The sequence below is a fragment of the Streptomyces sp. S4.7 genome (genome assembly GCF_010384365.1).
GTDB lineage: Bacteria > Actinomycetota > Actinomycetes > Streptomycetales > Streptomycetaceae > Streptomyces.
Genome location: NZ_CP048397.1, coordinates 275308 through 291113 on the forward strand (window position 1 = coordinate 275308; position 15806 = coordinate 291113).

The 15806-nt window shown below is 74.8% G+C and carries 1 protein-coding gene; it reads right to left on the reverse strand.

The features are described from left to right. Positions 1-2 precede the first annotated feature (2 nt). On the reverse strand, positions 3-15761 hold the full coding sequence (locus SSPS47_RS01155) for a type I polyketide synthase (RefSeq protein WP_164247817.1): 15759 nt from the start codon (positions 15759-15761) through the stop codon (positions 3-5). Positions 15762-15806: the final 45 nt, after the last annotated feature.

Consider the following 15806-nt stretch of genomic DNA (forward strand, 5'->3'; position numbering starts at 1 on the left):
CGTCACAGGGCGTCGTCGTCCTTGACGAGGTCGTCCAGAGCGAGGCTGATCAGGCTCTCCGCGTCCATGGCATCGATCGATTCGCGGCCGTCGTCGGCGGCGTCGGTCTCCGCGGCCCCCTGCGCGCGGACGCCCGCGAGCCGCAGCAGCCCCTCCATGAGGCCGGACTCGCGCAGGTCGGCGAACGGGATGGTGGCGAAGACCCGGCGGACCGTCTCCTCGTCGCTGCCCGGCGCGCCCCCACCGGCCGGTGCGGTCTCCGTCGTCTCCGGGGCGAGCTGTCCCGCCAGTTCGACGGCGAGGACCGAGGGGCTCGGATGGTCGAAGATCAGCGTGGCGGGCAGCCTGAGGCCGCTCACCTCGTTGAGCCGGTTACGGAACTCCACCGCCGTGAGCGAGTCGAAACCCAGCTCACTGAAGGCCAGTTGGGGGTCGATCTCGCCGGTGCCGAGCACCGCCTCCGCCTCCGCGGTGACGACGTCGAGCAACGCGGCGGTCCGCTCGTCGGGCGTCAGCCCCGTCAGGGTGGTGCGCAGCGCCGCCGACGCGGTGGACGCGGCGCGGGCCGGCCTGCGGGAGGGCCGGACGAGGCCCCGCAGCTGCGGCGGGATCCGGCCGGCGCGCGCCATCGCCGCCAGGTCGAGGGCGGCGGGCATCAGGACCGGTTCCGGCCGTCCGGCGCAGGTGTCGAAGAGGGCGAGTCCCGCCGCCTCGTCGAGCGCGGTCACACCGCCCTGTGCCAGTCGGCGCGAGTCGGTGTCGCCGAGGCGGTCGGCCATGCCGCCGCTGCCCGTCCAGGCGCCCCAGGCCAGCGACACGGCGGGCAGTCCGAGCGCCGACCGGTGGGCGGCCAGGGCGTCCAGGTAGGCGTTGGCCGCCGCGTAACCGGCCTGTCCGGGGCTGCCGAGCAGACCGGCCGCCGAGGAGAACAGGACGAACGCGCCGAGGTCCAGGTCCCGGGTGAGCCGGTGCAGGTTCCAGGCCGCGTCCACCTTCGGCCGCAGGACGGCGGCCAGGCGCTCGGAGGTGAGTGAGGTGAGGATGGCGTCGTCCAGGACGCCCGCGGCGTGCACCACGGCGTCGACCGGGTGCTCGGCGAACACGTCCGCCAGGGCGTCGGGGTCGGCGGCGTCGCAGCCGACGACGGTCGCCTCCGCGCCCAACCGGGCGATCTCCGCGACGAGTTCGGCGGCTCCTTCGGCGTCAGGGCCGCGCCTGCCGAGGAGTACGAGACGGTCAGCGCCGTGCTCGGTGACGAGATGGCGGGCCACCAGCCGGCCGAGCGCGCCGGTGCCGCCGGTGATCAGGACGGTGCCCCGCCAGTCCGGTGCGGTGTGCGCGGAGGTGCGCGGTGCCCGGACGAGCCGGGGTACGGCGAGCGTGCCGTTCCGGACGACGACCTGGGGTTCACCGGCCGCGACGGCGGAGGCGACGGCCTGCGGCAGCAGCAGCCACGACGCGTCCGCGAGGTCGGTGTCGACCAGCACGATGCGGTCCGGGTGTTCGGACTGGGCGGACCTGACAAGGCCCCAGGCCGCCGCCGCTCCAGGATCGGCGTCCGCTCCGTCGCCACGGGCGATCGCGCCCGAAGTCACGACGGCCAGTGTGGTGTCCGCGCGCCGCTCGTCGGTGAGCCAGGCACTCAACCGGCCGAGGAGTACGGCGAGTCCGTCGCGGACCTCGGCGGGTTCCGCGCCCGAGGCGTAGTGCAGGACGACGGTGCCGGCGTCCGGTGCCGCGTCGAGCGAGTCGGCCGCCGTCACCCGGACGCCCTGGCCCGCCAGGGCGTCCACGATGTCACCGCCGGTGGCGCCGACGACGGCCCAGCTGTGGCCGGACGGGACCGCGGCCACCGGCAGCTCGGCCCAGCCCTGGGTGAACAGGGTGTCCCCGCCGCCCGCCGCACGTGCGGCGAGATCGCGGGGCGGCTCCCTGAGGGCCAGTGAGTCCACCTGGACGACGGGGGTGCCGAGCGTGTCGGTGGCCTCGACGCGTACGGCTCCGGGCCCGCTCGGCCCGATCCGTACCCGCAGGGCGCTCGCGCCCGTGGCGTGGAGCCGTACACCGCTCCAGGCGAAGGGCAGAGCCAGATTCTCCGCCGCGTCCTCGCGCAGTCCCACGGCGTGCAGCGCGGCGTCGAACAGGGCCGGATGCAGTCCGAACGGCCCGACCGGATCGGCTCGCTGATCGACCGTCACCTCGGCGAGGACCTCATCGCCGAGGCGCCAGGCGGCGCGCAGCCCCTGGAAGGCGGGGCCGTAGTCGGCGCCGATCTCGGCCAGCCGCTCGTACATACCGGTCACATCGACCGGCTCCGCGCCCGCCGGTGGCCAAAGCGCGGCCTCCGCTCGCGGGGCCGGGCCGGTGGCGGGCCGCAGCAGCCCGGCGGCGTGCTCGGTCCAGGGACCGCCGGCGACCGCGGAGGAGTACGCGTGGAACGGGCGTGCGCCGCTCTCGTCGGGGGCGCCGACCGCGCACTGGACCGGTACGGAGCCCTTCTCCGGCAGGAACAGCGGTTCGGCGAGGGTGAGTTCGTCGACGGTGTCGCATCCGGCGCGGGCGCCGGCCGCGAGCGCCATCTCGACGAAGGCGGTCCCGGGCAGCAGGGTGGCGCCGCCGATGGTGTGGTCGGCCAGCCAGGGACGCTCGCGCATCGACAGGGTGCCCGTGTAGAGCGTGCCGCCGGAGCCGGCGAGGTCCACCTCGCTGCCGAGCAGGGGGTGTCCGCCGCCGGCGCCGCCGGCCTGCGGTTCGCTGTCCATCCAGTACCTGCGCCGCTGAAAGGCGTAGGTCGGCAGGTCGACACCGGCGCCGTCGGGCAGCAGCCGTGCCCAGTCGACGTCCCCGCCGCGCACGTGCAGCGCGGCGAGCGCGGCGACGACCGAGGAGGGCTCGTCCCGGTCCCTGCGCAGTACGGGCACGACGAGCGAGTCGCCGGTCAGGGAGCCCATGGCCATGGGGGTCAGCGCGGCGCCGGGTCCCACCTCCACGAACCGCCGCACACCCGTCTCCTCCAGAGCGCGTACGGCGTCGTGGAACCGTACGGCCTCACGGGCGTGCCGCACCCAGTAGGCGGCCGTACGGAGGTCGTCGTCCGCCGCCGGGGCGCCGGTCAGCGCCGATACGACGGGCAGCCGGGGCCGGTGGTAGGTGACGCTGTTCGCGACGTCCTCGAACGCGGCGAGCATCGGCTCCATCAGCGGTGAGTGGAAGGCGTGGCTGACGGCCAGTTCCCTGGTCCGCTCGAAGCGGCCGGCCAGGGCTCGTACGGCGTCGGCGGTGCCGGAGACGACCACGGCGTCGGGTCCGTTGACGGCGGCGACGGCGACGCCCTCGGTGAGCAGCGGCCGTATGTCGTCCTCCGTCGCCTTGACGGCCACCATGACGCCGCCCGCGGGGAGTTGCTGCATCAGTCGGCCGCGGGCGGCGACCAGGGCGCAGGCGTCCTCCAGGGTGAGGATCCCGGCCACATGGGCCGCGGCGAACTCGCCGATGGAGTGGCCGGTCACGACGTCGGGGGTCACACCGAGGGATTCGAGCAGGCGGTGGAGCGCGACCTCCACGGCGAAGAGGGCCGGCTGGGTGAACTCGGTGCGGGCGAGGGTCTCTTCGGACTCCATGACCTCGGCGAGCGGGCGGGAGAGCAGTGGGTCGAGCACGGCCCGCACGTCGTCCAGGGCGCGGGCGAAGACCGGGAAGGCGGCGGCGAGTTCGCGCCCCATGCCCGCGGTCTGGGAGCCCTGGCCCGAGAAGAGGAAGGCGAGTCTGCCGTCCCTGGCGGAGCCGGTGAGCACGGTGGCCGAGCCCGTGCCGTCCGCCAGGGCCCGCAGGCCGTCGAGGAGTTCGGCCGGGGTGCGGCCGACGACGGCGGCGCGGTGCGTGTGACGGGCCCGGGTGGTGGCGAGGGCGCCCGCGACGGTCCGGGCGGAGCCGAGGAGGTCCGTCGTCGCCGCCGGGTCGGCGTTCTCGCGCGGGAGGCCCTCGAAACGGTCGAGCAGCCGGGCGGCCTGGGCGCGCAGGGCTTCGGCCGTGTGCCCGGAGAGCACCCAGGGCACGGTGTCGGGCGGCGCCGAGGTGTCCCAGGCGGCGGTGGCCGGCGTCTCGGGAGCGGGTTCGGCAGCCGCCTCGATGACCACATGCGCGTTGGTGCCGCTGAGGCCGAAGGAGGAAACGCCCGCGCGCCGGGGCCTGTTGTCGTACTCGGGCCACTCGCGCGCCTCGGTGAGCAGCCGTACGTTGCCGTCCTCCCAGTCGATGTGCCGGGAGGGCGCGTCGACGTGCAGGGTCGGCGGCAGGACGCCGTTGCGCAGCGCCTGCACCATCTTGATGACGCCCGCGACGCCGGCGGCCGCCTGGGCGTGGCCGATGTTGGACTTCACCGAGCCCAGCCACAGCGGCCGTTCCGCGCTGTGTCCGGCGCCGTAGGTGGCGATGATCGCCTGTGCCTCGATCGGGTCGCCGAGGGTGGTGGCGGTGCCGTGGGCCTCGACGGCGTCGACGTCGGCGCCGGTGAGCCCGGCCGATTCGAGTGCCTTGCGGATGACCTTCTGCTGGGCGGGGCCGTTGGGCGCGGTGATTCCGTTGGAGGCGCCGTCCTGGTTGACGGCCGTGCCGCGCAGGACCGCCAGGATCCGGTGGCCGTTGCGGCGGGCGTCGGAGAGCCGTTCCAGTACGAGCACGCCGGCGCCCTCGCTGAAGCCGGTGCCGCCCGCCGAGTCGGCGAAGGACCGGCACCGTCCGTCGCTCGACAGCCCGCGGTGGCGGCTGAACTCGACGAAGACGCCCGGGGTCGCCATCACCGTCACGCCGCCTGCCAGGGCCAGCGAGCAGTCGCCCTGGCGCAGTGACTGGGCCGCGAGGTGCATGGCGACGAGGGACGACGAGCAGGCGGTGTCCACGGACAGTGTCGGGCCCTCCAGGCCGAGGGTGTAGGCGATGCGGCCGGACACGACGCTGCCGGAGCCGAAGCTGCCGAAGTAGTCGTGGTACATGACGCCTGCGAAGACTCCGGTCTGGGAGCCGCGGAGGGTCGCGGGGTCGATCGCGGCGCGTTCCAGAGCCTCCCAGGAGGTCTCCAGCAGGACGCGTTGCTGCGGGTCGGTGACGAGGGACTCCTCGTCGTCCATGGCGAAGAACTCCGCGTCGAAGTCGGCGGCGCCGCGCAGGAATCCGCCTTCGCGGGTGTAGCTGGTGCCGGGGCGGTCGAGGGTGGGGTCGTAGAGCGCGTCGAGGTCCCAGCCGCGGTCGTCGGGGAAGTCGCCGACGGCGTCGGCGCGGTCGGCGACGAGCCGCCACAGGTCCTCGGGGGACTCGACGCCACCGGGGAAGCGGCAGCCCATGCCGATGATGGCGATGGGCTCGTCCGGGTCGGCGGTGGTCCGGACGGTGCCCGCCCGCGCGGTGTCGGCCGCCGCACCGGACGTGAGACCGTCGGTGAGCCGGGCCAGCAGGAAGCCCGCCAGTGCGGAGGGCGTCGGATGGTCGAAGACGAGAGTCGCGGGGAGCCGGAGCCCGGTGGCCACGCCCAGGCCGTTGCGCAGTTCGACGGCGGCGAGCGAGTCGAAGCCCAGCTCCTTGAAGGGGCTGGTGCGATCGACCGCGTCGGCCGAGCGGTGGCCGAGAATGGCGGCCACCTGGGAGCGGACGAGGTCGACGAGCAGCGGTTCGCGCTCGCTGTCGAGGAGCCCGGCGAGCCTGCCGCGCAGCGAGTCGGCGCTCTGGCCGCCGCCCGCCGCAGCCGCCGCGCGCCGTACGGGAACCAGACGGCGCAGCAGCGGCGCGAGCGCGTCGCCCTGGGCGCGGAGGCCGGCCAGGTCGAGCTTGACCGGCAGCAGCGCGGACTCCTGACCGGCGAGGGCGGCGTCGAAGAGCGCGAGCCCTTCGTCGGTGGCCAGCGGGGCGACTCCGCCGCGCGCGATACGGGACTTGTCGGTGCCGTCGAGTGCGCCGGTCATTCCGCTCGCCTGCTCCCACAGGCCCCAGGCCAGCGCGTGCGCGGGCAGCCCACTGGCGCGGCGGTGGGTGGCGAGCGCGTCGAGGAAGGCGTTGGCCGCCGCGTAGTTGCCCTGGCCGGGCGAGCCGAGCGTGGCGGCGGCCGAGGAGAACACGACGAACGCCCTCAGTCCGAGGCCGGCGGTGAGTTCGTGCAGATGCCAGGCGGCGTCGACCTTCGGCCGGAAGACGATGTCGACGCGCTCGGGGGTGAGGGAGGACAGGACGCCGTCGGCGAGGACACCCGCGGCGTGCACCACACCGGTCAGGGGCGCCTGTTCGGGGATGCCGGCCAGCACGGCGGCGAGTGCGTCACGGTCCGCGACGTCGCAGGGCGCGGTGTCGACCTCGGCTCCCAGCGCGGTGAGTTCGGCCACGAGTGTGGCGTCGGCGCCGCGCCTGCTGAGCAGGAGGAGCCGGCGGACGCCCCAGTCGGTGACGAGGTGCCGGGTGATGACGCGGCCGAGCGCGCCCGCGGCGCCGGTCACCAGGACCGTGCCTTCGGTGAGGTCGGGGCGGGTGTCCGGGGCGTCGTCGGCGGGGGCGGTCCTGACGATCCTCGGTACGGACAGCGCGCCGTCGTCGGCGGCGGCGAGGTGCGGTTCGCCGGTGGCGAGGGCGGCGGCGACCAGGCCGTCCGGCAGCGGGTCGGCGGCGGGCCCGTCGTAGGAGAGGAGCACGATCCGGTCCGGGTTCTCGGTCTGCGCCGAGCGGACGAGGCCGCCGACGGCCGCGCCCGCGAGGTCGGTTCCGGTGATCACCACCAGGTCTGCGTCGGCGGTCGCCTCATCGGCGAGCGCGGCGCCGAGTTCGCCGAGGACGGCGTCGAAGCTCGCGCGTACCTCGGCGGCGTCCGTGCCGGCCGGTGCGCGCAGGATTCGCACGGGGCGGTCGGTCGGCGCTCCGTCGGCGGGGCCGGCGGGAGCGATCGGTGCGATCGGCTCCCAGGCCACGCGATGCAGCGAGCCCGCCAGATTCAGGCGCGCGGCTGCGGCGATCTGTTCGGTGGAGACCGCCCGCAGCGCGAGTGAGCCGACGCTCGCCACGGGGGCGCCTGTCGGGTCGGCGAGGTCCAGTGCCACCGCGCCGTCGTCCCACCCGGCGCCTTCGGCGGGGCGCAGACGTACACGCAGGGCGGTCGCGCCGGTCGCGTGGAGCTGGACGTCGGACCAGGCGAACGGCAGGAGCGCGGCGTCGCCCGCCGCGTCGGTGAGGCTGACGGTGTGCAGGGCCGCGTCCGCGAGCGCCGGGTGGAGACCGTAGCCGTCGGTCTGCTGGTCGAAGGCGACCTCGGCGTAGATCTCCGCCCCGAGCCGCCAGGCGGCCTTGAGGCCCTGGAAAACCGGCCCGTAGGACAGGCCCACGTCGAGCAGTTGCTCGTACAGCCCGTCCAGCGGGACCGGTTGGGCGCCCTCGGGCGGCCACACGGCGAGGCCGGGGTCGTCCGTGGCCGGGATCGCGGCGGCGAGCAGCCCCTGCGCGTGGCGGGTCCAGGCGACGTCGTCGCCGGAGCTGCCGGGGCTCTCGGGGCGGGAGTGGATGGTGACGGGGCGGTTGCCGTGGCCGTCGTCGGCGCCGACGACGGTCTGGAGCTGTACGGCTCCCTGCTCGGGCAGGACGAGCGGTGCCTCCAGGGTGAGTTCGGCGATCCGTCCGCAGCCGGCCTGGTCACCCGCGCGCAGGGCGAGTTCGAGATGGCCGGTGCCGGGGAAGAGGACCTGGCCGGCGACGACGTGTTCGGCGAGCCACGGGTGCGTACCCGCGGACAGGCGGCCGGAGAGCACGACGCCCTGGCCGTCGGCGCGCACCATGGCCGCGCCGAGCAGCGGGTGTCCGGTGCTGTCGAGTCCGGCGGAGGTGACGTCGCCGTTGCCGAAGACGCTGTCGAGCCAGTACCAGTCGTGCTGGAAGGCATACGACGGCAGGGGCACGCGGCGCGGCGCGTGCACGGCGAGGACGGTGTCCCAGTCGACGTCGGCGCCGCCGGTGAAGGCCTGGCCGAGGGCGGTGACGAAGCGGGCGAGTCCGCCCTCCTCGCGGCGCAGCGAGCCGACGGCGGTCACGGACTCGTCGGTCTCGCGGACGCCGATGGTCAGGACCGGGTGCGGGCTGGACTCGACGAAGAGGGTGTGGCCGGCGGCGACGGCCGCGCGGGTGGCCCGCTCGAACAGGACGGTCTCGCGGAGGTTGGTGAACCAGTAGGCGGCGTCCATCACGGCGGTGTCGAGGAGTTCGCCGGTGACGGTCGAGTACAGCGGTACGTCGGAGGTACGGGGGGTGACGTCGGCAAGGTCCGTCAGCAGCCGCGCACGTAGCGTCTCGACGTGCGCGGAGTGCGACGCGTAGTCCACCGGCAGCCGCTTGGCCCGGATGTTGTCGGCCTTCAGGCGTGCCTTCAGCTCGTCGAGCGCCCCGGGATCACCGGAGACGACGACGGAGGCGGAGCCGTTGACGGCGGCGACCGAGATCCGGCCGTCCCACGCGGCGATGCGCTCGCCTATCTCGTCGGCGGCGAGCGCGACGGACATCATGCCGCCGCTGCCCGCCAGGTCCTCGGCGATGGCCTTGCTGCGCAGGGTGACGACGCGGGCGCCGTCCTCGACGGAGAGCCCCCCGGCGACGACGGCCGCCGCGATCTCGCCCTGGGAGTGGCCGATGACGCCGGCGGGCCGTACGCCGTGGGCCGCCCAGGTGTGGGCGAGCGAGACCATCACCGACCACAGCAGCGGCTGGACGACATCGACGCGGTCGAGCAGTCCGCTCAGCTCCGTCATCGGGTCCCAGTCGATGTGCGGGGCGCAGGCGGCGAAGCACTCACGCATCCTCGCCGCGAACTGCGGTGACTCGTCGAGGAGTTCGGTGGCCATGCCGGTCCACTGGGAGCCCTGGCCGGGGAAGACGAACAGCGGCCTCGCGTGTCCGGCGGCGGTGCCCTCGACCAGGCCGGGGGCGGTGGCGCCGGCGGCCAACGCGGCGAGGGAGTGACGCAGTTCGGCCGCGTCGGCGCCGATGACCACGGCGCGGTGGGCGAAGATGCCGCGCGTGGTGGCCAGCGAGTGGCCGATGTCCGCGGGGCGCGCCCGCGGGTGGGTGTCGAGGTGGGCGAGCAGGCGGGCGGCCTGTGCGGGCAGAGCGGCGGGCGATTTGGCGGTCAGGACCCACGGAACAGGCGCGAGGGTCCCGCCCTCCGCCGAGGCGCCCGTCTCCACGTCCGCGTCCCCGTCGCTCTGTACGACGGCGGGTTCGGCCGCGCGCTCGATGATGACGTGGGCGTTGGTGCCGCTGATGCCGAACGAGGACACCGCCGCGCGGCGGGGCCTCGTGACGTCGGGCCAGGCCCGCGCCTCGGTGAGCAGTTCGACCTCGCCCGCCGTCCAGTCGACCTGGTCGGACGGCTCGTCGACGTTGATGGTCTTCGGCAGCACGCCGTGCCGCATCGCCATGATCATCTTGATGACCCCGGCGACACCGGCGGCGGCCTGGGTGTGCCCGATGTTCGACTTGACCGAGCCGAGCCACAGCGGCTCGTCCGTCCTGCTCTGCCCGTACGTGTTGAGCAGCGCCTGCGCCTCGATGGGGTCGCCGAGGGTCGTACCGGTGCCGTGCGCCTCGACCACGTCGACGTCGGACGGCCTCAACCGGGCGCTGGCCAGGGCCTGTTCGATGACACGCTCCTGGGAGGGGCCGTTGGGCGCGGTGAGTCCGTTGGACGCGCCGTCCTGGTTGACGGCGGAGCCGCGCAGCACCGCGAGCACCTCGTGCCCGTTGCGCCGGGCGTCCGACAGCCGTTCGACGGCGAGGACGCCGACACCCTCGCCCCACACAGTGCCGCCCGCGGAGGTCGCGAACGCGCTGCAGCGGCCGTCGGGGGCGAGCGCGCCCTGCCTGCTGAACTCGATGAAGGTCTCGGGGGTCGCCATGACGGCGACGCCGCCGACGAGCATGAGGTCGCACTCGCCCCGGTTCAGCGACTGCGCCGCCAGGTGGAGCGCGACGAGCGACGACGAGCAGGCGGTGTCGACGGAGAGGGTCGGGCCTTCCAGACCGAGCGTGTAGGCGACTCGGCCGGTCACGATGCTGCCGGTGCCGAAGGCTCCGAAGTAGTCGTGGTACATCACTCCGGCGAACACACCGGTCCTGCTGCCCTTGAGCGAGGCGGGGTCGATGCCCGCGCTCTCCAGGGCCTCCCACGATGTCTCCAGCAGCAGCCGCTGCTGCGGGTCCATCACCAGTGCCTCGCGCGGCGAGATGCCGAAGAACGCGGCGTCGAACTCCCCCGCGTCGTGCAGGAATCCGCCCTTGTGCACGTAACTGGTGTCGGGGCGCTGCCTCGTGGGGTCGTAGACGCGGTCGGTGTCCCAGCCCCGGTTGACCGGGAAAGTGGTGATCGCCTCGGTGCCGTCGGCGACCAGTCGCCACAGGTCCTCGGGGGTGCGTACGTCTCCCGGGTAGCGGCAGGCCATGCCGACGATCGCGAGCGGTTCGTCGGTACGGCGCCGCGTGTCGCGACCGGTCGAGCGCCGAACCTTCGGCGTGTCGCCGACCTTCGTACCGAGGAAGGCCGCGAGGGCGGCGGCGGACGGGTAGTCGAAGACGAGGGTGGCGGGCAGCCGCAGGGCGGTCTCCGCCGCGAGGGAGTTACGCAGTTCGATCGCGGCCAGCGAGTCGAACCCGGAGTCCTTGAAGGCGCGTTCGGGATCGACGGCGTCCGGCGAGGCGTGGCCGAGGACGGCGGCGACATGGGTACGTACGGTGCGCAGCAGCGCGTCGGCGCGTTCCTGTTCGCCGAGCGCGGCCATCCGCTCGGCGAAGGGCACGTCGGCGCCCTCCGCCAGGGCCTCGCGGCGGACGGTGCGGCCGGTCAGCGCGCGGAAGACGGGCGCCACCGCCGCTCCCTGGGCGCGCAGGGAGGCTGTGTCGAGCCGGACGGGTGCGAGGGCGGGCAGGCCGGAGCCGAGGGCGAGGGAGAAGAGGGCGGCGCCGTCCTCGGCGGAGAGCTGGGCCATGCCGCCGCGGGAGATCCGGGCGAGGTCGGCGTCGGCCAGGCTGCTGGTCATACCGCCGAGCGGGGTCCAGGGGCCCCAGGCGAGCGAGAGGGCGGCGGCGCCGTGCGCGGCCCGGTGCGCGGCGAGCGCGTCGAGGAAGGCATTGGCCGCCGCGTAGTTGCCCTGGCCGGGCGAGCCGACGACGCCGGCGACGGAGGAGAACAACACGAAGGCGCGCAGGTCCAGGTCCGCGGTGAGTTCGTGCAGGTTAAGCGCGCCGTCGGCCTTGGGCCGCAGCACGGCGTCCAGGCGCTCCGGGGTGAGGGCGGAGACCACCCCGTCGTCCAGGACGCCGGCGGCGTGCACGACGGCGGTGAGCGGGTGGGCGGCGGGAATCCCGTCGAGCAGCGCGGCGAGCGCCGCGCGGTCGGCGACGTCGCAGGCGTGGACGGTGATGTGGGCGCCGAGCGCGGTGAGCTCGGCGACGAGCGCGTCGTCGGGGCGTCCGCTCCTGCTGACAAGCGCGAGATGGCGGGCGCCGTGCGCGGAGACCAACTGCCGGGCGATGACCGGGCCGAGGCCGCCGGTGGCGCCGGTGAGCAGGACGGTCCCCTCCGGGTCGAGCGCGGGGCTGTCCCCCTCCGGGGGCGCGCCGGCGGCGAGCATCCGGGGCGCGTGGGCGGCGCCCTCGCGGACGGCGATCTGGTGCTCGCCCGAGGCGAGGGCGAGCGGTACGGCGAGATCGGCGTCGGCCGCCGGGTCGAGGTCGAGCAGGGTGAAGCGGCCGGGCGTCTCGGTCTGGGCCGAGCGGACGAGGCCCCAGACGGCGGCACCCGCGAGGTCGGCCACGTCCTCGCCGTCGACGGAGACGGCGCGGCGCGTGATGACGACGAGCGGGCGCGGGTCGTCCTCCTGGAGGGCGGCGAGCGCGGTGTGGGTCGCGGCGTGTACGGCGTCGGTGTCGGAGCCGGGCAGGCTGTGCAGGACACGGGGGCCGCCCGTACCGTCCTCTGCGAGGTCGGTGCCGGTGTCGGGATCGGTGTCCGTGTCGTAGACGTCATCGCCTTCGCTGTCCGGGTCGCCGAGCCAGGGCACCGGCTGCCAGCCGGTGCGGTACAGCGCGTCGCTCACCCCGCCGCCGCCCGTGTCCCCGTCGCCGCGCAGGTTGGTCAGCGGCCGGGCGGCGAGCGAGGCGACCGTCGCGACGGGTGCGCCGGTGGCGTCGGCCAGGTCGAGGCTGAAGGTGTCGATGCCGGTGAGGACGAGCCGGGCGCGCAGCGCCGAGGCGCCGACTGCGTACAGGGAGACGCCCGCGAACATGAAGGGCAGGCGCGCGGTGTCGTCGTCGGAGCCGTCGCCGAGCAGCGCGAGGGCGTGCAGGGCGGCGTCGAAGGCTGCGGGGTGGAGGCCGAAGGAGGCGGCGTCCGCGGCGGGGCGCTCGTCCAGCCGTACCTCGGCGAAGAGTTCGTCGCGGCGCCGCCAGGCGCCGCGCAGGCCACGGAAGACGGGGCCGTAGTCGAGGCCGGACGCGGCGTGCCGCTCGTAGAGGCCGGTGAGGTCGAGGGGTTCCGCCTCGGGCGGGGGCCACTCGGTGAGCGGTTCACCCACCGCGCCGGTCCCCGCGACGCCCGCCGCTCCCGCCTCGCCGAGGAGTCCCCCGGCGTGCAGGGTCCAGGGCCGGTCGGCGGTCGCGTCCTCGGGACGCGCGTGGACGGCGACGGTACGGGTGCCGTCGGCACGGGGCGGGCCGACGGTGACCTGGACGCGGACCGCCTCGCCCGCGGGTACGACGAGGGGCACTTCGAGGGCGAGTTCTTCGAGGCGGCCGCTGCCGACCTGGTCGCCGGCGCGGATGGCGAGTTCGACCATCGCGGTGCCGGGCACCACGATCCGGCCGCCGACGACGTGGTCGGCGAGCCAGGGGTGGGTGTGCGCCGAGAGACGGCCGGTGAGTACGGCGCCGTCGGTGTCGGCGAGCAGCGTGGCGGCGCCGAGCAGCGGGTGGTCGGCGGAGTCGAGTCCGGCGGAGGAGACGTCGCCGGCGCCGGTCGCGGGGTCGGCCCAGTAGCGCTCACGCCGGAAGGCGGTGGTGGGCAGCGCGACCCGGCGGGCGCCCTGGAAGAGGGCTCCCCAGCCGACGTCGTGTCCGGCGGTGTGGAGCCGGCCGACGGCGGCGAGCAGTGTCTCGGCCTCGGGGCGCCCGCGCCGTGCGGTGGCGGCCAGCACGGCGTCGGCGGATCGAAGGCTCGCGCGGGCCATGGCGGTGAGCACCGCGTCGGGGCCCAGCTCCAGGAAGCGCGTGACACCGGCCGCTTCGAGGGTGCGCACACCGTCCTGGAAGCGCACGGCGTCCCGTACGTGCCGGACCCAGTGGTCGGCGGTGGCGAGCGCCTCGCCGGCGAGGGTGCCGGTCACGTTCGACACGACGGGCACGGTGGGCCGGTGGTAGGTGAGGCTCTCGGCGACGGCGCGGAACTCCGCCAGCATCGGCTCCATCAGCGGTGAGTGGAAGGCGTGCGAGACCGCGAGGCGCTTGGTCTTCTCGAAGTGGCTTGCCAGCTCGGTGACTTCGGCCTCGGCGCCGGAGACGACCACGGCGTCCGGACCGTTCACGGCGGCGATGCCGACCCGCTCCGACAGCAGCGGCAGGACGTCCTGTTCGGTGGCCTGGACGGCGATCATCGCGCCGCCCGCGGGGAGTTCCCGCATCAGCCGGCCGCGGGCGGCGACGAGGGTGCAGGCGTCGTCCAGCGTGAGGACGCCCGCGACGTGCGCGGCGGCGATCTCGCCGATGGAGTGCCCGGCGAGGTAGTCGGGGGTGGTGCCCCAGGACTCCACGAGGCGGTAGAGCGCGACCTCGTGGGCGAAGAGCGCGGCCTGGGTGCGGTCGGTCCGGTTGAGCGGTTCGGCGGCGGCGTCGCCCGTGCCGGCGTCGCTGTCCCTGCCGGTGCCGGTGCCGGTGCCGAAGACGGTCTCGCGCAGGCCGTCGTCGAAGCGGGCGCAGATCTCGTCGAAGGTGCGGGCGAAGACCGGGAACCGGTCGTACAACTCCCGTCCCATGCCCGGCCGTTGTGATCCCTGGCCGGTGAAGAGGAAGGCGGTCAGGCCCTTGGCGGCCCGGCCGGTGATCGGACCGGGCGTGCCGTCGGCGACCCGGCCCATGCCGTGCAGCAGCGCGTCGCGGTCGGCTCCGATGACGACAGCGCGGTACTGCTGCGGGGTCCGGGTGGTCGCGAGGGCGTGGGCGACATCGGCGGGGTCCTGCTCTCCCACCGCCGCGACGATCCGGGCGGCCTGCTCGCGCAGCGCCTCCTCGGTCCGGCCCGACACGAGCCACGGCAGCGGCGACGGCGCCACACGCGGCTCGGGGGCCGTCGGTCCATCGGCGGGTACCGGCTCCTCGGCGGGTGCCTGCTCGATGATGGTGTGCGCGTTGGTGCCGCTGACTCCGAAGGAGGAGACGGCCGCGCGGCGCGGCCGGCCGGAGTCGGGCCAGGGCCGCGTCTCGGTCAGCAGACGGACGTCGCCCTCGGTCCAGTCGACCTGCGTCGACGCCTCGTCGGCGTGCAGCGTCTTCGGCAGTACGCCGTGGCGTAGCGCCAGCACCATCTTGATGACTCCGGCGACACCCGCCGCGGCCTGGGTGTGCCCGATGTTCGACTTGACGGAGCCGAGCCACAACGGCCGTCCCCGCGGCCGGTCGTGGCCGTAAGTGGCGAGCAGCGCGCGCGCCTCGATCGGGTCGCCGAGCGGGGTGCCGGTGCCATGGGCCTCGACGGCGTCGATGTCGGCGGGTGTGAGGCCCGCGCTGTCGAGTGCCTGGCGGATGACACGCCGCTGGGAGGGGCCGTTGGGCGCGGTGAGTCCGTTGGACGCGCCGTCCTGGTTGACGGCGGAGCCGCGCAGCACGGCCAGCACCTCGTGCCCGTTGAGCCGGGCGTCCGACAGCCGCTCCAGTACGAGCATGCCGACGCCCTCGCCCCAGCCGGTGCCGTCGGCGTCGTCGGAGAAGGACTTGCAGCGTCCGTCGAGGGCGAGCCCGCGCTGGCGGCTGAAGGCGATGAAGGAGTTGGGTGTGGTCATCACCGAGACGCCGCCGGCCAGGGCGAGGGTGCACTCTTCCTGCCGCAGTGCCTGCGCGGCGAGGTGGAGCGCGACGAGCGCGGACGAGCAGGCGGTGTCGACGGTGACCGCGGGGCCCTCGACGCCCAGGGTGTAGGAGACGCGGCCGGAGATGACCGCGGCGAGCGTGCCGGTGCCGAGCGCCTCGCCCTCGTCGGTCGAGCGGGCCAGCAGGTCGCGGTAGTCCTGGCCGTTGGTGCCGGTGAAGACGCCGACGCGGGCGCCGCGTACGGAACCGGGCGCGATCCCGGCGTCCTCCAGCGCCTCCCAGGACGTCTCCAGCAGCAGCCGCTGCTGCGGGTCCATGGTGACGGCCTCGCGCGGCGAGATGCCGAAGAAGTCCGGCTCGAAGTCCGCGACGGCTTCCAGGAAGCCGCCCCGGCGCACATAGCTCTTGCCGGCGGCGTCCGGGTCGGGGTCGTACAGTCCGTCCACGTCCCAGCCCCGGTCGCCGGGGAACTCCGTGATGGCGTCGGTGCCTTCGGAGAGCAGCCGCCACAGGTCGTCGGGCGTGCTGACGCCGCCGGGGAAGCGGCAGCTCATACCGACGATCGCGATCGGTTCCTGGTTCTCGGACTCGGCCTCGTGCAGCCTCCGGCGCGTCTCGTGGAGCTCCGCCGAGACCCGCTTGAGGTAGCTGAGCAGCTTGTCATCGTCTGTCATCGGATGTCGCCACTTCTGTGCGGAAGGGAGGGGGCCGTGGGCGTG

Coding starts and splice junctions, on each gene's coding strand:
- SSPS47_RS01155 (WP_164247817.1), bottom strand. CDS start 15,761: ATGACAGACGATGACAAGCTGCTCAGCTACCTCAAGCGGGTCTCGGCG.